The following is a 21,632-nucleotide window of genomic DNA, read 5'->3' on the forward strand; positions in this document are numbered from 1 at the left end:
TTGATTTTTAAGGGTTAATACCCAAAATTTATTTAATACTTTGCTTTATAAGATAAGGAATGCTGTATGTGTGCTGTGCCTGTCATTATCCCGGCGATTGATTTAAAAGATGGTAAATGTGTGCGCTTAAAACAAGGCCGTATGGAAGATGATACGGTATTTTCTGACGATCCAGTGGCCATGGCGGCGCGCTGGGTAGAGGAAGGAGCACGTAGGCTTCATTTGGTCGATTTAAACGGTGCGTTTGATGGTGTGCCAGTGCATAGACAAGTGGTTCATGATATCGCCAAGGCATATCCAAACTTGCCTATTCAGCTGGGCGGCGGTGTCAGAAACATGAACACGATTGAGCAGTATATTACGGCGGGATTGACTTACATCATCATTGGTACAAAAGCCGTTGAAGATCCTAGCTTTGTCACTGAGGCTTGTCGCGAGTTTGCAGGACACATTATCGTCGGTATTGATGCCAAAGACGGTATGGTTGCCACTCATGGCTGGGCAAATGTGACGGATACTAAAGCAACTGAGCTGGCTAAGCGTTTTGCAGATGTGGGTGTCTCCTCGATTGTTTATACTGACATTGCTCGTGATGGTATGATGCAAGGCGTGAATGTTGAGCAAACAGTGAATTTAGCCCGTGAAGGTGGATTGCCGGTGATCGCCTCAGGCGGTGTGACAGATATGAAAGACATTGAGCTATTAAAGCCATACGGCGACTGTATCGAAGGTATCATTACTGGTCGCGCAATCTACGAAGGTACGTTGAATTTGGCTGAAGCGCAGGTTTATTTAGATCGTTAACAATTAACGCAAATCTTTGTAGCAAGAGAGATTTGCAATAAAAAACGCCGATAAAAACCCAGTAGAAGATACTTATGGCCGCTTATCTTGACCACTCGATAATACGTAGTTGTTTAAAAACGTGGGGTCAGGCATGGTTGCTACTGATCGTCATTTGCTGGTTGCCTGCGCATGCTGCTGATGAAGAAGTGAGCAGCATAACCACCGCATTAGGAATAGAGACCACCGAGCAAGTGGTAACAGATGATTCTACTACATCAGCAAACGAGGTAGCGGAATCGTCTGAACCCTTGCCTGCTCCGCCAGTAATTAATGGTCAGAGCACCAACAATGCTCAAATCGAAACCACGCCCTCTCTACAAACAGACAGTGACATTCGTCAACGTATCAAAGGTATTTTTTCTGAAATCGAAGGGCTGCAAGCTGTCGATGTTAGCGTTGCCCAAGGGGTTGTCACCTTAACGGGTGAGACACCAAACGAGAAAAAGGCACAACAAGCCATTAATTTGACCAATCGCTTGACCGATGTGGTCACTGTTGATGATCGAATTGACCGTACTCTGGATGTACAAGACAACGTCACGACGGTTTATCAAACGCTAAAAGCACAAGTCAAAAACTTGGTCAAAGCGCTGCCTTTATTATTGGTCGGTTTGGTGATATTCATACTGGTGACATGGCTCGGCAGTTGGCTGTCGAACCGCAAAAAAATGTGGGAGCGTTTAACGCCCAATCCGTTTGTCGCTGAGTTATTAGCCCAAACGGTAAAAGTTATTTTTATTGTTTTTGGTCTTATTCTGGCATTGAGCTTAATCGGTGCAGAAACCATTTTGGGTACTTTGCTGGGTGGTGCGGGTGTCATTGGTATCGCCGTTGGTTTTGCCGTCAAAGATACCATCGAAAATTATATTGCATCCTTGATGCTCAGTATTCGTCAACCTTTTCGCGCCCGTGATCATATCGTGATCAACCAGCAAGAAGGTATTGTGGTGCGTTTGACGTCACGTGCAACCATATTGATGACCTTAGATGGTAACCAGCTTCGAATTCCTAATGCTGAAGTCTTTAAAGGCACTATCTTAAATTACACCAAAAATCCTGAGCGCCGTTTTACCTTTGAGTTGGGCGTGGATGCCAATAACGATCCGTTGGCCGCTATCAAAGTCGGCGTTGACGCCATCAATGATTTGGCTTTTGTGTTAGACAATCCGAAAGCAATGGCGGTGATTACCAATGTTGGCGATTCGAACATTGTCTTAGAGTTTCAAATATGGGTGAATCAATCAGAAACAGATTTTGCTAAAGCGCGTAGTATTGCCATTCGTGAGACCAAGCATGCCTTAGAAAACGCAGGATTTAGCTTACCAGAACCTATTTACCGCCTACGCTTCAACAAAAAACTCGAAAAAGCGCTTGAGCATATGCAAGGAAGCTTAGATACCAGTAGTGCTACTGCTCATAAACCGCGAGTTTCAGCCACACCCATTATTACTCACGATGATCATGATGAACTGCCAAGTATTGACGATAAAGATAAGCAAAAAGCCAAAGCTCGAGCCAAGCATATTTTGCAAGGTCACGATGCCAAGGAGGTTTTGGATGCGCGTCCCAACGATAAATTAATGGAAAAGGTCGAGCAAGAAATTGCGGAAAGCTCAGATGAAACCGATTTATTAGACAGTGCCAGTCCACAAGAGTAAGCGACATAGGCAATCTAAAAATTGGGCATAAAAAGTGCAGTAAAACGTATATAGACTTTTTAATGACATACGAGACATTTTTTATCCAAATAAAACATCTGATTATATTTTCATTGGTTGGGATAATGGCATTATTGGCTTTTAATATCATCAATGATTATCAGCGTGAAAAAGACAGAGAGATGGCTTTAAGTAGCACTACTTCTGAGCAAAAAACGGCGCACACACTGGTATCTGATACAAGCAACTCAAATAATATTGCTAATAAACCGCTTGGTGAGCAGCCCAAAGCCATCTTGGATGATGCCACTACTAAAATTGATCAAGCTCAACAAACTGACCAAGCGCGACTGGCACAAATGGATGATGAAGCAAAGTAAAATAGTACACATAAAAAAAGCTAACGATGACGTTAGCCTTTTTTATGGTTTTGACGTTTTAGCTAATATTAGCTTTTCTTATTAGCGCTTCTACTACGGCTGTTGCCTTTTTTTGCTGGACTTCTTTTAGACTGGCCTTTTTTCGTTTGATTCATCTCACTAGATTGCAGCTTTTCTTTCAAATCAAAGTCAATTTGTAGCAGATCCATGTTCACGCCAGCCACTTTTACTTTGACCAAATCACCAAGCCCAAATAAGGTGCCTTTGTCTTTACCGATAAGCTGTTGCTGCTGCTCATCGTAAACAAAGAAATCATCACCGACGTTTGAGATATGGACCAAGCCATCAATGTACAAATCAGTCAATGTCACAAATAAGCCAAAATTGGTCACGGTAGTGACTACACCTTCAAACTCTTCGCCAACATGATCGGTCATATAATGACACTTTAGCCAAGACTCAACATAGCGTGATGCTTTTTCTGCACGACGTTCTGTGTCTGATGTCTGTGTACCAGCACCATCCAAAGAAAAGTCCATGACTGGCTGTTTGCTATTGGTCACCTTTGCTTTGATAGCACGATGCAACATCAAATCAGGGTAACGGCGAATGGGTGAGGTAAAGTGGCTATATTCGTCATAAGCCAAACCAAAGTGACCGATATTGTCAGGTGCATAGTTTGCTTGCATCATAGAACGCAGCAGCATACTGTGGATGCTAATGGCATCTGGACGGTCTTTAGTCGCTTCAATAATACGCTGATAGTCTGCCTGTGTTGGACTCTCTTCAGGGAACGGCAAGCCAAAGTTTTTAGCATATTCATGGATACGCATCGACTTTTCGCTATCCGGCTTATCATGGTTACGATACAAGACTGGCAATTCGTGCTTTAAGGCAAAATTTGCCGCGCACGTATTGGCAAGTAACATACATTCTTCGATAAGTTTTTGAGAGTCACCACGAGTTCGTGGCAAGATAGCATCAATGCCACCTTTTTCATTGAACTTAATATACGTCTCGACAGTCTCAAACTCCATTGCATGACGCTCTTCACGTTTTTTAAGCAATAGCTCGTATAACTGATAAAGGGTATCAATAGATTTTTTGACATTTTTATTGCCAGTCAGTGACGTGGGTACGCTTTTATCTTGTGGATTCTCAAGATAGGCATTTACTTGATTGTAAGTCAAGCGTGCTTGTGAGTGCATGACTGATGGATAAAACTCGTATCCTGTGACCTTGCCTGCGCGCGATATCTTGATATCAGCGACCATACAGAGGCGATCAAGATTTGGGTTCAATGAACACAGTCCGTTTGACAGCACTTCAGGCAACATTGGAATCACACGATGCGGGAAGTAGACGGATGTACCACGTTCAAACGCGTCTTGATCAAGAGGTGAGTTTGGCGTGACATAATAGCTCACATCTGCAATCGCTACGACTACTCGATAATTACCGCCAGAGCGTTTTTCGGCATATACGGCATCATCAAAGTCACGTGCATCTTCACCATCGATTGTAACGAGTGGCAAGTCACGTAAATCCTTACGACCTTTCAAATCTTTCTCTGTTGGCTCTTGATAATCACTAGCTTGCTTCAGCGCAGCTTCACTAAAATCTGATGGAATATCATAATTGAGCAGCGTGGTTTCGATAATCAGTTCACGATCATTGTCATCAGACAATACTTCAGTGATTTTACCTGTGGCAAATTCGTGCTGATTTGGCCAATCGATGATGTCAACTTTGACAGGCGCACCTTGCTTAATGTTCAATGCTTGGACATTATCATCAGTGACGGTGATTGGTTGGTGATTGTTTGGGCTACCAAGCTCAACACAATAGCCATCTTCATCACGTGCTAGCGTACCAATAAAATTGTTTTGACGACGTTCAACCACATCGACAATACGGCCTTCTGTACGACCACGGTTGTCTGTTGACGTACCGACGGCGTCTACTGTATCGCCATTAAATACCCAGCGCATTTGCTTTTCATGTAAGAACAAATCTGGCATATCGCTTAATACGACAAAACCGAAGCCTTTAGGATGCGCCGATACTGTACCTGTGACGATATCTTGCTGAGTCACCGTACGATAGCGATAAGGACGACCGTCACGGTTTACTTGTCCATCACGAGCCATTGCTTTTAATCGATTGCCTAAAGCATCAAACTGGTCTGGGTCATCAATATTGAAGGCTTTGGCCAACTGTTGATGCGTGACTTCACCATGTTCATTAATCGTGCTCAATATCAGCTCACGACTAGGAATAGGATTGTCATATCTTTTTGCCTCAATTGAGGCGTTTGGATCATTCCAACTCATAAATTACCGTATCTATTTTTAAAATTATTAATAGGTACTATCTTAACACGAACGACGCTGTAATATCTTGCGTCAATTGTCTTATATGTATTCGATAGCTGGAGATATCACCTTTATTAGGCAATAACTGTATGGGGTAAAAACGTTATAAATACTCAAATATCGATATCGACGGTATTTGATTTACTGGTGATTTTTTTACTATCCAATTCTTTGGAGACTTCTAAAACAGTGGTCTGATTAGATTTATCGAGGTATTTTTGTGCTTTATCAACCTCAGTAGTCAGCGTATTGACCGTCTGCTTCATGTTTTCTAGTGCTTCAATTTTATAATTACTAATCATATCCATCGTATCATAGACATTATTGAAGGCATTTTGGAGTTTATCAAGCTCAATACTACTACTGGTAGCCTGCTCATGAATCTCACCAGACTGACGTTTGAGCATCGCCGACGTAGATTCAATCAAACTACTGGTGGTTTTATTGAGCGCAGTAATTTGGTCAAGTACCAGTTTTTGATTGGTCATGGCCTGCGCAACGACGACGGCGGTACGTAGGGCAGACACTGTCGTGGTTGTCGCGCGATCAACCCCTTTAATGAGTTCCAAGTTGTTACGGCGTATCGTGTCTAGCGCCAAATATCCTTGTACATTGACCGCCAGCTGAGTTAAAAAATCTGTATTTTTTTGACGCACATAAAACAACATCTCTTCTTTGATAATGCGCGCTTTTTCGGGGTCAGTGGCTTCTATCGCATAAACTTTTTGCTCTAGCTGCTCATCTATTTTTTTGCCAACATAGATATATTGGCGAATAGACTGCATCAGCTCCCACATATTAACTTTTTCTTGCTCAATCATGGCATTGTCTTTGAGCAGCTCATCTTTACCATTATAGAGACTGGTGACAACGGCATTGATATGCGACTGCGCAGATTCATACTGACGGAAGTAATCTTGTACTTTGTTCCCAAATGGAATGAGACCAAATAATTTGCGAGAGCTGGTGAGCTCTTTTTTACTGGGATCTAAATCTTCTACGATGCCGCGTAGCTCAGTCAGTGATTTAGCAATAGGGGAGTTATCGAATAGGCTATCGTTTAGACTCTTTGCGGGTAACTCTAGCATGCGATTGGAAACTTGTGCCGATTCGCGAATCTCTTTCGTACCCAAATTATGAATGGATTGCACATTTTGCTGAAACTCTGGGCTGTGCACAGAGTTGGTAATCACATGATCGACAAAAGCGTCGACCTTGGCATCAAGTTCTGGAATTTGGCTGTCATCCAACTTGACCATCTGATCAGCTTCACTTTTTTGTATCTCTTTAACAGGTTCTGGTGCTGTCAGCGAAATACTAGGAGTTGTCGCGTTTTCTGGTGGGGTCAATTCTTGCATGAAGGTTCCTATGGTATCTAAAATGGACAATATTTGAGCCAATGATCATAGATAGTATGAAACGTACCTCATCTTAATAATCAATGGAATTTTTATGCACCTATCTGTTTTTATTTGAATAATAGTGAAAGAGTGCAGCAGATCTTTAGACTAACTGGTAATGAAAAGGTTGAGAAGATAGGTTTTGTAAAGTAGCGTCGACTTATTATATGCATATAAATATATAAGGGCGAAATATGAAAAAACCATCAATATCGCACGGTATATTGATGGTTCAAATGACAGGTGTTTATATCGAATAACAGCATCGACCAACAGTCACCACTAACAAACAATCGATTGAGCCGATTATTTCTTTTTAGTTGGCCCAAGCAGCATGCCCATTTGACGACCTTCCATCTTAGGATACTGTTCGACGTTTGAGATATCAGCGGTATCTTCAATGATACGATCAAGTTGTTTGCGACCAATATCTTGGTGCGCCATTTCGCGTCCGCGGAAACGGATGCTAATTTTAACTTTGTCTTGATCTTCCAAGAAGCTAACGATCTTTCTCAATTTGACTTGATAATCAGCTTCTTCGGTACTAGGGCGTAGCTTCATCTCTTTAAGCTGAGTCTGCTTTTGGTTTTTCTTAGCTTCTTTTGCCTTTTGCTTTTGATCATAGAGGAAATGCTTATAATCCATGATTTTGCATACTGGCGGCTTAGCTTCAGGAACTAATTCAACCAAATCTAGGTTTTCATCACGTGCCGCTTTCATCGCGGTTTCGATATCAACCACGCCCATTTGCTCGCCGTCTTCTTTAACGAGACGGACTTCTTTGACATTGATATCTTCGTTGATGTTCAAACGGTTTGACTGTTTAATAGGTATTACTCCTCATCTGTTTTTGGGGTCTGTCGGCCTTTTTTACTGACAGCGTTCTGTACTAATGTCGTGAATTCAGAAATACTCATCACACCAAGGTTCTCACCTTCGCGTGTTCGGACGTTGACACTGCCCGATTCCACTTCTTTATCCCCTAATACTAGCATATAGGGAACACGTTCTAATGTTTTCTCTCGTATCTTAAATCCAATCTTTTCGTTACGCAAGTCGCTAATAGCACGAATACCAGCATTTTTTAGCTCACTAACTACGTTTTCACAAGCGTCAGCTTGTTTGTCAGTGATATTCATTACCACAACTTGCTGCGGTGCTAACCACACGGGCATCCAACCAGCATAGTTTTCTATCAATATACCGATAAAGCGTTCAAATGAACCTAAAATGGCACGGTGTAGCATGATAGGGACTTCACGCTCATTCTGTTCGTTGACAAACTCTGCATCAAGGCGTTCAGGCATGTTGGGGTCAACCTGAATGGTGCCGCACTGCCAAACACGTCCTAAAGAATCCTTCAGACTAAATTCAATCTTCGGACCATAAAACGCGCCTTCGCCAGGCAGATATTCCCAATCAAGACCTGAGCTATCAAGCGCATCTGCTAGAGCCTTTTCTGCAAAGTCCCAAGATTCGTCGCTGCCGACACGTTTTTCAGGACGGGTAGAGAGCTTCATAATAATGTTATCAAAGCCAAAATCTTCATAAACCGCAAGGGTTAGTTTGATAAAGTCGGCCACTTCTTGTTGAATTTGCGCTTGCGTACAGAAAATATGCGCATCATCTTGAGTAAATCCGCGCACACGCATCAGACCATGCAATGAACCTGACGGTTCGTTACGATGACACGAGCCAAACTCCGCCATGCGCAGTGGCAAGTCACGGTAGGACTTTAGGCCTTGATTAAATACCTGTACATGACAAGGGCAGTTCATGGGTTTTACAGCATAATCACGGTTTTCACTGGCAGTGGTGAACATATTGGTCGCATAGTTGCCCCAGTGACCTGAGCGCTCCCACAAGCTGCGATCGACGATTTGAGGCGTTTTGATTTCTTCATAGCCATTATCATATTGTACTTTACGCATATATTGCTCAAGTACTTGATAAATCGTCCAACCATTAGCGTGCCAAAACACCATACCTGGCGCTTGCTCTTGCATATGAAACAGGTTGAGCGCTTTACCAATCTTACGATGATCACGTTTTTCTGCTTCTTCAATACGCTGAATGTAAGCTTTCAGATCTTTTTTGTCTGCCCATGCCGTACCATAGATACGTTGTAGCTGTTCATTTTTTGCATCGCCGCGCCAATAAGCACCAGACATCTTGGTCAATTTAAATACTTTTAAAAACCGTGTGTTCGGTACGTGCGGGCCACGGCACATATCAACATATTCTTGATGATGATAAAGACCAAAGGCTTCTTCGCCCGGCATATCATTAATTAGTTTGAGCTTATAGTCTTCACCGCGTGATTGAAAAATGTCAATCGCTTCATCACGTGGGGTCATTTTTTTGATCACGTCATAATCTTGCTTAATCAGCTCCATCATGCGTTTTTCAATTTTTTCCATGTGATCAGGTGTGAATGGTGTTTCGCTAAAAATGTCATAATAAAAGCCATCATCAATAACCGGGCCAATCACCATTTTTACATCAGGATACAGTTGTTTGACGGCATGACCCAATAAGTGAGCACAAGAATGGCGAATAATATCAACACCATCGGCGTCTTTTGGTGTTACGATTTCGACATTAGCATCAGCAATAATAGGATCATGCGCATCGACCAAATGCCCATTCACACGTCCTGCAACCGTTGCCTTGGCAAGTCCTGTCCCAATACTTTGCGCCACTTCCATGACTGTTGTATTGCCTTCGAAGTTTTTTACGCTACCATCGGGTAAAGTAATCGCTACCATAATCTATTCACCTGTTTTTGGATCCGTTGGCAGTGATGATTGCAACCATCAATCATATAACCGCAAGATCACATCAATTATATTCAATCATTGTGATATTTAATAAAACTACATGCATGCTCTTTCTTATCTTAGATAATCTGCATACAACCTTAAAAACCAATCATGGATAACACCTGACTGGACCATATAATAAGGAGCAGTATTTTACCTATATAGAAGAGATTTGATAGTAAAGAAGAAAAACAATGCAATGCAATCAACCATTATAGCAAAAACTGTCTACAAACACTAGATAGCAAGGGACTGACAGTCCTTAAAGAAATAGTAAATAGTAACGGCCAAGTCATTATCATTAAGACCGTGATCTGGTTTAGCAAAATAGTATTACACATTGTCTTTGTAGTTATATAAGGTCAATAAGCATAAAATCAACAATTAACTCGAATAAGCGCTTGCTAACAAGATAAAACCCCGTATAATGCCACCCAGTCGAAAGGGAAGGTTAGTTGGATATCTGATTGATTCAGGTCATTCAAACAAACTTAAAATAAACCCTTGACACTAAGAATAAAGCGTCTATAATACGCACCTCATTAAGGCAAAGCAGTTAATAACTGAGTGAGTAATCACTAAAATTAGCGAGCTAACTTATTGAAACGAATTAAAAAAGAAGCTTGACAGTCTATTAAAACATGATATGATAGTCAGCTCGCTAATTAGGATAAGCCACATTGGCTATGTAATAATTAGTTAAGAGATAACTGCTACTGGACGACAGTGACAGGCATTATTTAAAAGCATAACTAAAGAACAACTTGTGTGGATTTTTGCTGATTCAGGATGCTAAAAAATAAAGTTGACTATCTTTTCTTTTCGGGAAGATTATTAACTATAAAAATTATCATTTAAGACAGCAGAAAAACTCAAAGTTAATTCATTACGAACATAATTTTTAGCGATTTTGCCAGATTAGATGAGCCAAGTTTAGAAGCTTCTTTAAAGAGCTTCATAGCAAGATTAAACTGAAGAGTTTGATCATGGCTCAGATTGAACGCTGGCGGCAGGCTTAACACATGCAAGTCGAGCGGTAACATTTCTAGCTTGCTAGAAGATGACGAGCGGCGGACGGGTGAGTAATACTTAGGAATCTACCTAGTAGTGGGGGATAGCTCGGGGAAACTCGAATTAATACCGCATACGACCTACGGGAGAAAGGGGGCAACTTGTTGCTCTCGCTATTAGATGAGCCTAAGTCGGATTAGCTAGATGGTGGGGTAAAGGCCTACCATGGCGACGATCTGTAGCTGGTCTGAGAGGATGATCAGCCACACCGGGACTGAGACACGGCCCGGACTCCTACGGGAGGCAGCAGTGGGGAATATTGGACAATGGGGGAAACCCTGATCCAGCCATGCCGCGTGTGTGAAGAAGGCCTTTTGGTTGTAAAGCACTTTAAGCAGTGAAGAAGACTCTTCGGTTAATACCCGGAGACGATGACATTAGCTGCAGAATAAGCACCGGCTAACTCTGTGCCAGCAGCCGCGGTAATACAGAGGGTGCAAGCGTTAATCGGAATTACTGGGCGTAAAGCGAGCGTAGGTGGCTTGATAAGTCAGATGTGAAATCCCCGGGCTTAACCTGGGAACTGCATCTGATACTGTCAGGCTAGAGTAGGTGAGAGGAAGGTAGAATTCCAGGTGTAGCGGTGAAATGCGTAGAGATCTGGAGGAATACCGATGGCGAAGGCAGCCTTCTGGCATCATACTGACACTGAGGCTCGAAAGCGTGGGTAGCAAACAGGATTAGATACCCTGGTAGTCCACGCCGTAAACGATGTCTACTAGTCGTTGGGTCCCTTGAGGACTTAGTGACGCAGCTAACGCAATAAGTAGACCGCCTGGGGAGTACGGCCGCAAGGTTAAAACTCAAATGAATTGACGGGGGCCCGCACAAGCGGTGGAGCATGTGGTTTAATTCGATGCAACGCGAAGAACCTTACCTGGTCTTGACATATCTAGAATCCTGCAGAGATGCGGGAGTGCCTTCGGGAATTAGAATACAGGTGCTGCATGGCTGTCGTCAGCTCGTGTCGTGAGATGTTGGGTTAAGTCCCGCAACGAGCGCAACCCTTGTCCTTAGTTACCAGCGGGTTAAGCCGGGAACTCTAAGGATACTGCCAGTGACAAACTGGAGGAAGGCGGGGACGACGTCAAGTCATCATGGCCCTTACGACCAGGGCTACACACGTGCTACAATGGTAGGTACAGAGGGCAGCTACACAGCGATGTGATGCGAATCTCAAAAAGCCTATCGTAGTCCAGATTGGAGTCTGCAACTCGACTCCATGAAGTAGGAATCGCTAGTAATCGCGGATCAGAATGCCGCGGTGAATACGTTCCCGGGCCTTGTACACACCGCCCGTCACACCATGGGAGTTGATTGCACCAGAAGTGGTTAGCCTAACCGTAAGGAAGGCGATCACCACGGTGTGGTTGATGACTGGGGTGAAGTCGTAACAAGGTAGCCGTAGGGGAACCTGCGGCTGGATCACCTCCTTATAGACAGCATTCGGTCAGCAAGAATTCACAACAAGTTGTTCTTTAGTTTAAGCTTACGTTTTAGCGAACGTATTGGGTCTGTAGCTCAGCTGGTTAGAGCACCGTGTTGATAACGCGGGGGTCAGTGGTTCAAGTCCACTTAGACCCACCATTTATATGGGGCCATAGCTCAGTTGGTAGAGCGCCTGCCTTGCACGCAGGAGGTCAACGGTTCGACTCCGTTTGGCTCCACCACTACTTTAGTTAAGCTTAGAGTGCGAATAAATAAAATAGGTATTAAATAGAAATAAGTGATTTTAATAAGATTACTTCTTTCTGTTTTATACGGAAATCTATGACTCGACGAGAGCATAGAGACTATTTAAAAACATAGATATGAGTCTGGGTTAGGATGAGCGTGTTCACGCGCACATCTTAACCTTAGCAATCAGCTCTTTAACGACATCAGTTGTTATCCCAGGGGTTGATTGCTAAAAAGAAATAAGAGAACTGAATCAAGCGTAAACATAGGTGATATCGTTATCATTAATTAGAGTGTATGACACTACTTAGTCGAAAGACTACTTGGGGTTGTATGGTCAAGTAATGAAGCGCACATGGTGGATGCCTTGGCAGTCAGAGGCGATGAAAGACGTGACAGCCTGCGATAAGCTTCGGGGAGGCGGCAATATCCTGTGATCCGGAGATTTCTGAATGGGGAAACCCACCTAGCATAAGCTAGGTATCCTAATTTATTAGGAAGCGAACGAGGGGAAGTGAAACATCTCAGTACCCTTAGGAATAGACATCAATTGAGATTCCCCTAGTAGCGGCGAGCGAACGGGGAGAAGCCGATTAGTACTAATGTAGAAGAACAGCGTGGGAAAGCTGACCGTAGTAGGTGATAGTCCTGTATTCGAAACATTAGCATTAACATATTAAGTAGAGCGGGGCACGAGAAATCCTGTTTGAAGATGGGGGGACCATCCTCCAAGGCTAAATACTCCTGACTGACCGATAGTGAACCAGTACCGTGAGGGAAAGGCGAAAAGAACCCCTGTGAGGGGAGTGAAATAGAACCTGAAACCGTGTGCGTACAAGCAGTGGGAGCCCACTTGTTGGGTGACCGCGTACCTTTTGTATAATGGGTCAGCGACTTATATTCTGTAGCAAGGTTAACCGTTTAGGGGAGCCGTAGGGAAACCGAGTCTTAATAGGGCGTCTAGTTGCAGGGTATAGACCCGAAACCGAGTGATCTATCCATGAGCAGGTTGAAAGTGCCGTAACAGGCACCGGAGGACCGAACCCACTGTCGTTGAAAAGCCAGGGGATGACTTGTGGATAGGGGTGAAAGGCTAATCAAACTCGGTGATAGCTGGTTCTCCCCGAAAGCTATTTAGGTAGCGCCTCGGACGAACACCATTGGGGGTAGAGCACTGTTTCGGCTAGGGGGTCATACCGACTTACCAAACCGATGCAAACTCCGAATACCGATGAGTGATATCCGGGAGACACACAGTGGGTGCTAACGTCCATTGTGGAGAGGGAAACAACCCAGACCGCCAGCTAAGGCCCCAAATTCCTAGTTAAGTGGGAAACGAGGTGGGAAGGCATAGACAGCTAGGAGGTTGGCTTAGAAGCAGCCATCCTTTAAAGAAAGCGTAATAGCTCACTAGTCGAGTCGGCCCGCGCGGAAGATGTAACGGGGCTCAAACTAGGAGCCGAAGCTGCGGATTTGAATTTGTTTTCAAGTGGTAGGGGAGCGTTGTGTAAGCCTGTGAAGGTGTGTTGTAAAGCATGCTGGAGGTATCACAAGAGCGAATGCTGACGTGAGTAACGATAATGCGAGTGAAAAGCTCGCACGCCGGAAGATCAAGGGTTCCAGTCCAACGTTAATCGGGGCTGGGTGAGTCGACCCCTAAGGCGAGGCCGAAAGGCGTAGTCGATGGGAAATCGGTTAATATTCCGATACTTGTTTATGATGCGATGGAGGGACGGAGAAGGTTATGCCAGCCTGGCGATGGTTGTCCAGGTGGAAGGATGTAGGTTTATAGCTTAGGTAAATCCGGGCTATTTTATACCGAGATCTGATAGCAAGCTGTACTTGTACAGCGAAGTGGCAAATACCATGCTTCCAGGAAAAGCTTCTAAGCGATAGTCATAAACGAATCGTACCCTAAACCGACACAGGTGATCAGGTAGAGAATACCAAGGCGCTTGAGAGAACTCTGCTGAAGGAACTAGGCAAAATGGTACCGTAACTTCGGGAGAAGGTACGCTGCTGATGGTGAAGGACTTGCTCCGTAAGCTATTGGCAGTCGCAGATACCAGGCTGCTGCAACTGTTTATTAAAAACACAGCACTCTGCAAACACGAAAGTGGACGTATAGGGTGTGATGTCTGCCCGGTGCTGGAAGGTTAATTGATGGGGTTAGCGTAAGCGAAGCTCTTGATCGAAGCCCCAGTAAACGGCGGCCGTAACTATAACGGTCCTAAGGTAGCGAAATTCCTTGTCGGGTAAGTTCCGACCTGCACGAATGACATAATGATGGCAGCGCTGTCTCCAGCAGAGACTCAGTGAAATCGAAATCGCAGTGAAGATGCTGTGTACCCGCGGCTAGACGGAAAGACCCCGTGAACCTTTACTACAGCTTTACATTGAACTTTGACCTGACTTGTGCAGGATAGGTGGGAGGCTTTGAAGCCGAGACGCTAGTCTTGGTGGAGCCAATCTTGAAATACCACCCTGGTCATGTTGGGGTTCTAACTCAGGTATAACAATACCGAGGACAATGTATGGTGGGTAGTTTGACTGGGGCGGTCTCCTCCTAAAGAGTAACGGAGGAGTACGAAGGTGCGCTCAGACCGGTCGGAAATCGGTCGTAGAGTATAAAGGCAAAAGCGCGCTTAACTGCGAGACCCACAAGTCGAGCAGGTACGAAAGTAGGTCTTAGTGATCCGGTGGTTCTGTATGGAAGGGCCATCGCTCAACGGATAAAAGGTACTCTGGGGATAACAGGCTGATACCGCCCAAGAGTTCATATCGACGGCGGTGTTTGGCACCTCGATGTCGGCTCATCTCATCCTAGGGCTGAAGCAGGTCCTAAGGGTATGGCTGTTCGCCATTTAAAGAGGTACGCGAGCTGGGTTTAGAACGTCGTGAGACAGTTCGGTCCCTATCTACCGTGGGCGTTGGAAATTTGAGAGGATCTGCTCCTAGTACGAGAGGACCAGAGTGGACGAACCTCTGGTGTTCGGGTTGTCACGCCAGTGGCATTGCCCGGTAGCTACGTTCGGATGGGATAACCGCTGAAAGCATCTAAGCGGGAAGCCCACCTCAAGATTAGATTTCCCTAAAGAGCCGTTCAAGACTAGGACGTTGATAGGCAGGGTGTGGAAGCGCAGCGATGCGTGTAGCTAACCTGTACTAATTGCTCGTTTGGCTTGACCATACAACACCCAAGTGGTTTGTATCAAGTCTAATTAATCTATCTTGTAAAGCGAAAGCTTTAGAATAAGAAAGAACATTTCGATATCACCGTTAACCTTGATTCAGTTAGGTTATGTGGTACTTATCAAAGTCACACAAACAGACTCATATCTAACCCCCTTTGCTGACGACAATAGCACGATGGAACCACCTGATCCCTTCTCGAACTCAGAAGTGAAACATCGTAGCGCCAATGGTAGTGTGGTTCGCCCATGTGAGAGTAGGTCATCGTCAGCTCTCTATTCTGACTAGCCCCTTGATACTAACGTATCAAGGGGCTTTTCTTTGTGTGGCTGTTTAATCTGGCCACCTGACTCAAATGTCACTCAGTAAAATAATCTTAAAAAAACTGTCAATTGACCTTGACCCAGCCTCAAACAAGCGTATAATGCCACCCAGTCGAAAGGGAAGGTTAATTGAGTATCTGATTGATTCAGGTCATTCAAACAAACTTAAAATAAACCCTTGACACTAAGAATAAAGCGTCTATAATACGCACCTCATTAAGGCAAAGCAGTTAATAACTGAGTGAGTAATCACTAAAATTAGCGAGCTAACTTATTGAAACGAATTAAAAAAGAAGCTTGACAGTCTATTAAAACATGATATGATAGTCAGCTCGCTAATTAGGATAAGCCACATTGGCTATGTAATAATTAGTTAAGAGATAACTGCTACTGGACGACAGTGACAGGCATTATTTAAAAGCATAACTAAAGAACAACTTGTGTGGATTTTTGCTGATTCAGGATGCTAAAAAATAAAGTTGACTATCTTTTCTTTTCGGGAAGATTATTAACTATAAAAATTATCATTTAAGACAGCAGAAAAACTCAAAGTTAATTCATTACGAACATAATTTTTAGCGATTTTGCCAGATTAGATGAGCCAAGTTTAGAAGCTTCTTTAAAGAGCTTCATAGCAAGATTAAACTGAAGAGTTTGATCATGGCTCAGATTGAACGCTGGCGGCAGGCTTAACACATGCAAGTCGAGCGGTAACATTTCTAGCTTGCTAGAAGATGACGAGCGGCGGACGGGTGAGTAATACTTAGGAATCTACCTAGTAGTGGGGGATAGCTCGGGGAAACTCGAATTAATACCGCATACGACCTACGGGAGAAAGGGGGCAACTTGTTGCTCTCGCTATTAGATGAGCCTAAGTCGGATTAGCTAGATGGTGGGGTAAAGGCCTACCATGGCGACGATCTGTAGCTGGTCTGAGAGGATGATCAGCCACACCGGGACTGAGACACGGCCCGGACTCCTACGGGAGGCAGCAGTGGGGAATATTGGACAATGGGGGAAACCCTGATCCAGCCATGCCGCGTGTGTGAAGAAGGCCTTTTGGTTGTAAAGCACTTTAAGCAGTGAAGAAGACTCTTCGGTTAATACCCGGAGACGATGACATTAGCTGCAGAATAAGCACCGGCTAACTCTGTGCCAGCAGCCGCGGTAATACAGAGGGTGCAAGCGTTAATCGGAATTACTGGGCGTAAAGCGAGCGTAGGTGGCTTGATAAGTCAGATGTGAAATCCCCGGGCTTAACCTGGGAACTGCATCTGATACTGTCAGGCTAGAGTAGGTGAGAGGAAGGTAGAATTCCAGGTGTAGCGGTGAAATGCGTAGAGATCTGGAGGAATACCGATGGCGAAGGCAGCCTTCTGGCATCATACTGACACTGAGGCTCGAAAGCGTGGGTAGCAAACAGGATTAGATACCCTGGTAGTCCACGCCGTAAACGATGTCTACTAGTCGTTGGGTCCCTTGAGGACTTAGTGACGCAGCTAACGCAATAAGTAGACCGCCTGGGGAGTACGGCCGCAAGGTTAAAACTCAAATGAATTGACGGGGGCCCGCACAAGCGGTGGAGCATGTGGTTTAATTCGATGCAACGCGAAGAACCTTACCTGGTCTTGACATATCTAGAATCCTGCAGAGATGCGGGAGTGCCTTCGGGAATTAGAATACAGGTGCTGCATGGCTGTCGTCAGCTCGTGTCGTGAGATGTTGGGTTAAGTCCCGCAACGAGCGCAACCCTTGTCCTTAGTTACCAGCGGGTTAAGCCGGGAACTCTAAGGATACTGCCAGTGACAAACTGGAGGAAGGCGGGGACGACGTCAAGTCATCATGGCCCTTACGACCAGGGCTACACACGTGCTACAATGGTAGGTACAGAGGGCAGCTACACAGCGATGTGATGCGAATCTCAAAAAGCCTATCGTAGTCCAGATTGGAGTCTGCAACTCGACTCCATGAAGTAGGAATCGCTAGTAATCGCGGATCAGAATGCCGCGGTGAATACGTTCCCGGGCCTTGTACACACCGCCCGTCACACCATGGGAGTTGATTGCACCAGAAGTGGTTAGCCTAACCGTAAGGAAGGCGATCACCACGGTGTGGTTGATGACTGGGGTGAAGTCGTAACAAGGTAGCCGTAGGGGAACCTGCGGCTGGATCACCTCCTTATAGACAGCATTCGGTCAGCAAGAATTCACAACAAGTTGTTCTTTAGTTTAAGCTTACGTTTTAGCGAACGTATTGGGTCTGTAGCTCAGCTGGTTAGAGCACCGTGTTGATAACGCGGGGGTCAGTGGTTCAAGTCCACTTAGACCCACCATTTATATGGGGCCATAGCTCAGTTGGTAGAGCGCCTGCCTTGCACGCAGGAGGTCAACGGTTCGACTCCGTTTGGCTCCACCACTACTTTAGTTAAGCTTAGAGTGCGAATAAATAAAATAGGTATTAAATAGAAATAAGTGATTTTAATAAGATTACTTCTTTCTGTTTTATACGGAAATCTATGACTCGACGAGAGCATAGAGACTATTTAAAAACATAGATATGAGTCTGGGTTAGGATGAGCGTGTTCACGCGCACATCTTAACCTTAGCAATCAGCTCTTTAACGACATCAGTTGTTATCCCAGGGGTTGATTGCTAAAAAGAAATAAGAGAACTGAATCAAGCGTAAACATAGGTGATATCGTTATCATTAATTAGAGTGTATGACACTACTTAGTCGAAAGACTACTTGGGGTTGTATGGTCAAGTAATGAAGCGCACATGGTGGATGCCTTGGCAGTCAGAGGCGATGAAAGACGTGACAGCCTGCGATAAGCTTCGGGGAGGCGGCAATATCCTGTGATCCGGAGATTTCTGAATGGGGAAACCCACCTAGCATAAGCTAGGTATCCTAATTTATTAGGAAGCGAACGAGGGGAAGTGAAACATCTCAGTACCCTTAGGAATAGACATCAATTGAGATTCCCCTAGTAGCGGCGAGCGAACGGGGAGAAGCCGATTAGTACTAATGTAGAAGAACAGCGTGGGAAAGCTGACCGTAGTAGGTGATAGTCCTGTATTCGAAACATTAGCATTAACATATTAAGTAGAGCGGGGCACGAGAAATCCTGTTTGAAGATGGGGGGACCATCCTCCAAGGCTAAATACTCCTGACTGACCGATAGTGAACCAGTACCGTGAGGGAAAGGCGAAAAGAACCCCTGTGAGGGGAGTGAAATAGAACCTGAAACCGTGTGCGTACAAGCAGTGGGAGCCCACTTGTTGGGTGACCGCGTACCTTTTGTATAATGGGTCAGCGACTTATATTCTGTAGCAAGGTTAACCGTTTAGGGGAGCCGTAGGGAAACCGAGTCTTAATAGGGCGTCTAGTTGCAGGGTATAGACCCGAAACCGAGTGATCTATCCATGAGCAGGTTGAAAGTGCCGTAACAGGCACCGGAGGACCGAACCCACTGTCGTTGAAAAGCCAGGGGATGACTTGTGGATAGGGGTGAAAGGCTAATCAAACTCGGTGATAGCTGGTTCTCCCCGAAAGCTATTTAGGTAGCGCCTCGGACGAACACCATTGGGGGTAGAGCACTGTTTCGGCTAGGGGGTCATACCGACTTACCAAACCGATGCAAACTCCGAATACCGATGAGTGATATCCGGGAGACACACAGTGGGTGCTAACGTCCATTGTGGAGAGGGAAACAACCCAGACCGCCAGCTAAGGCCCCAAATTCCTAGTTAAGTGGGAAACGAGGTGGGAAGGCATAGACAGCTAGGAGGTTGGCTTAGAAGCAGCCATCCTTTAAAGAAAGCGTAATAGCTCACTAGTCGAGTCGGCCCGCGCGGAAGATGTAACGGGGCTCAAACTAGGAGCCGAAGCTGCGGATTTGAATTTGTTTTCAAGTGGTAGGGGAGCGTTGTGTAAGCCTGTGAAGGTGTGTTGTAAAGCATGCTGGAGGTATCACAAGAGCGAATGCTGACGTGAGTAACGATAATGCGAGTGAAAAGCTCGCACGCCGGAAGATCAAGGGTTCCAGTCCAACGTTAATCGGGGCTGGGTGAGTCGACCCCTAAGGCGAGGCCGAAAGGCGTAGTCGATGGGAAATCGGTTAATATTCCGATACTTGTTTATGATGCGATGGAGGGACGGAGAAGGTTATGCCAGCCTGGCGATGGTTGTCCAGGTGGAAGGATGTAGGTTTATAGCTTAGGTAAATCCGGGCTATTTTATACCGAGATCTGATAGCAAGCTGTACTTGTACAGCGAAGTGGCAAATACCATGCTTCCAGGAAAAGCTTCTAAGCGATAGTCATAAACGAATCGTACCCTAAACCGACACAGGTGATCAGGTAGAGAATACCAAGGCGCTTGAGAGAACTCTGCTGAAGGAACTAGGCAAAATGGTACCGTAACTTCGGGAGAAGGTACGCTGCTGATGGTGAAGGACTTGCTCCGTAAGCTATTGGCAGTCGCAGATACCAGGCTGCTGCAACTGTTTATTAAAAACACAGCACTCTGCAAACACGAAAGTGGACGTATAGGGTGTGATGTCTGCCCGGTGCTGGAAGGTTAATTGATGGGGTTAGCGTAAGCGAAGCTCTTGATCGAAGCCCCAGTAAACGGCGGCCGTAACTATAACGGTCCTAAGGTAGCGAAATTCCTTGTCGGGTAAGTTCCGACCTGCACGAATGACATAATGATGGCAGCGCTGTCTCCAGCAGAGACTCAGTGAAATCGAAATCGCAGTGAAGATGCTGTGTACCCGCGGCTAGACGGAAAGACCCCGTGAACCTTTACTACAGCTTTACATTGAACTTTGACCTGACTTGTGCAGGATAGGTGGGAGGCTTTGAAGCCGAGACGCTAGTCTTGGTGGAGCCAATCTTGAAATACCACCCTGGTCATGTTGGGGTTCTAACTCAGGTATAACAATACCGAGGACAATGTATGGTGGGTAGTTTGACTGGGGCGGTCTCCTCCTAAAGAGTAACGGAGGAGTACGAAGGTGCGCTCAGACCGGTCGGAAATCGGTCGTAGAGTATAAAGGCAAAAGCGCGCTTAACTGCGAGACCCACAAGTCGAGCAGGTACGAAAGTAGGTCTTAGTGATCCGGTGGTTCTGTATGGAAGGGCCATCGCTCAACGGATAAAAGGTACTCTGGGGATAACAGGCTGATACCGCCCAAGAGTTCATATCGACGGCGGTGTTTGGCACCTCGATGTCGGCTCATCTCATCCTAGGGCTGAAGCAGGTCCTAAGGGTATGGCTGTTCGCCATTTAAAGAGGTACGCGAGCTGGGTTTAGAACGTCGTGAGACAGTTCGGTCCCTATCTACCGTGGGCGTTGGAAATTTGAGAGGATCTGCTCCTAGTACGAGAGGACCAGAGTGGACGAACCTCTGGTGTTCGGGTTGTCACGCCAGTGGCATTGCCCGGTAGCTACGTTCGGATGGGATAACCGCTGAAAGCATCTAAGCGGGAAGCCCACCTCAAGATTAGATTTCCCTAAAGAGCCGTTCAAGACTAGGACGTTGATAGGCAGGGTGTGGAAGCGCAGCGATGCGTGTAGCTAACCTGTACTAATTGCTCGTTTGGCTTGACCATACAACACCCAAGTGGTTTGTATCAAGTCTAATTAATCTATCTTGTAAAGCGAAAGCTTTAGAATAAGAAAGAACATTTCGATATCACCGTTAACCTTGATTCAGTTAGGTTATGTGGTACTTATCAAAGTCACACAAACAGACTCATATCTAACCCCCTTTGCTGACGACAATAGCACGATGGAACCACCTGATCCCTTCTCGAACTCAGAAGTGAAACATCGTAGCGCCAATGGTAGTGTGGTTCGCCCATGTGAGAGTAGGTCATCGTCAGCTC

The 21,632-nt window shown here is 45.2% G+C and carries 7 protein-coding genes, 4 tRNA genes and 6 rRNA genes; 13 read left to right on the top strand and 4 right to left on the bottom strand.

The genetic code is table 11. From position 1 onward, the window contains the following. Nucleotides 1–66: 66 nt before the first annotated feature. The 3 genes from hisA (at nt 67) to CIK80_RS07665 (ending at nt 2,884) form a co-directional block, all read left to right on the top strand. Nucleotides 67–804, top strand: a complete 738-nt coding sequence (gene hisA, locus CIK80_RS07655; protein WP_062845724.1) for a 1-(5-phosphoribosyl)-5-[(5-phosphoribosylamino)methylideneamino]imidazole-4-carboxamide isomerase — start codon at nt 67–69, stop codon at nt 802–804. 74 nt (nt 805–878) lie between these two features. After that, the gene (locus CIK80_RS07660; RefSeq protein ID WP_095569468.1) at nt 879–2,504 is read left to right on the top strand and encodes a mechanosensitive ion channel domain-containing protein; all 1,626 of its coding nucleotides are present in this window, start codon (nt 879–881) and stop codon (nt 2,502–2,504) included. 125 nt (nt 2,505–2,629) lie between these two features. Continuing rightward, nucleotides 2,630–2,884: a hypothetical protein gene (locus CIK80_RS07665; protein WP_257011703.1), complete on the top strand. Its 255-nt coding sequence runs from the start codon at nt 2,630–2,632 to the stop codon at nt 2,882–2,884. A gap of 68 nt (nt 2,885–2,952) precedes the next feature. Here the strand turns inward: CIK80_RS07665 and rnr are convergent, their stop codons facing one another. The 4 genes from rnr to thrS all read right to left on the bottom strand — a co-directional run bounded on the left by rnr (nt 2,953) and on the right by thrS (nt 9,427). Beyond that, entirely contained in the window at nt 2,953–5,217 is a 2,265-nt protein-coding gene (rnr, locus tag CIK80_RS07670) for a ribonuclease R (RefSeq protein ID WP_095569469.1), read from the bottom strand. Between the two features lie 155 nt (nt 5,218–5,372). Continuing rightward, a complete protein-coding gene (locus tag CIK80_RS07675) occupies nt 5,373–6,617 on the bottom strand; it encodes a toxic anion resistance protein (protein WP_062845720.1) in 1,245 nt (414 codons plus the stop codon). Nucleotides 6,618–6,965: 348 nt separating this feature from the next. Continuing rightward, nucleotides 6,966–7,469 carry a translation initiation factor IF-3 gene (gene infC, locus CIK80_RS07680; RefSeq protein ID WP_062845719.1) on the bottom strand — a complete coding sequence of 168 codons (504 nt, stop codon included), beginning with the start codon at nt 7,467–7,469 and terminating at the stop codon, nt 6,966–6,968. Nucleotides 7,470–7,492: 23 nt separating this feature from the next. Then, nucleotides 7,493–9,427, bottom strand: coding sequence for a threonine--tRNA ligase (gene thrS, locus CIK80_RS07685; protein ID WP_095569470.1), 1,935 nt, complete (start codon nt 9,425–9,427; stop codon nt 7,493–7,495). Nucleotides 9,428–10,449: 1,022 nt separating this feature from the next. Between thrS and CIK80_RS07690 the strand changes: the two genes are divergently transcribed. The 10 genes from CIK80_RS07690 to rrf (CIK80_RS07735) all read left to right on the top strand — a co-directional run bounded on the left by CIK80_RS07690 (nt 10,450) and on the right by rrf (CIK80_RS07735) (nt 21,631). Beyond that, nucleotides 10,450–11,988: ribosomal RNA gene (locus tag CIK80_RS07690) — 16S ribosomal RNA — on the top strand. A 74-nt stretch (nt 11,989–12,062) separates the two neighbouring features. Further along, nucleotides 12,063–12,139, top strand: a tRNA-Ile gene (locus CIK80_RS07695). Nucleotides 12,140–12,146: 7 nt separating this feature from the next. Further along, nucleotides 12,147–12,222: transfer RNA gene (locus CIK80_RS07700), tRNA-Ala, on the top strand. A 342-nt stretch (nt 12,223–12,564) separates the two neighbouring features. Continuing rightward, a 23S ribosomal RNA gene (locus CIK80_RS07705) occupies nt 12,565–15,419 on the top strand. Nucleotides 15,420–15,580: 161 nt separating this feature from the next. Next, nucleotides 15,581–15,694, top strand: a 5S ribosomal RNA gene (gene rrf / locus CIK80_RS07710). 692 nt (nt 15,695–16,386) lie between these two features. Further along, nucleotides 16,387–17,925, top strand: a 16S ribosomal RNA gene (locus CIK80_RS07715). 74 nt (nt 17,926–17,999) lie between these two features. Continuing rightward, nucleotides 18,000–18,076 (top strand) — tRNA-Ile (locus CIK80_RS07720). 7 nt (nt 18,077–18,083) lie between these two features. After that, nucleotides 18,084–18,159: transfer RNA gene (locus CIK80_RS07725), tRNA-Ala, on the top strand. A gap of 342 nt (nt 18,160–18,501) precedes the next feature. After that, nucleotides 18,502–21,356, top strand: a 23S ribosomal RNA gene (locus CIK80_RS07730). A gap of 161 nt (nt 21,357–21,517) precedes the next feature. Next, nucleotides 21,518–21,631, top strand: a 5S ribosomal RNA gene (rrf, locus tag CIK80_RS07735). Together the 16S, 23S and 5S rRNA genes with 4 tRNA genes alongside form the textbook arrangement of a ribosomal RNA operon. The last annotated feature ends 1 nt before the right edge of the window (nt 21,632 follow it).

The organism is Psychrobacter sp. JB193 (assembly GCF_002285555.1).
Taxonomy (GTDB): domain Bacteria; phylum Pseudomonadota; class Gammaproteobacteria; order Pseudomonadales; family Moraxellaceae; genus Psychrobacter; species Psychrobacter alimentarius.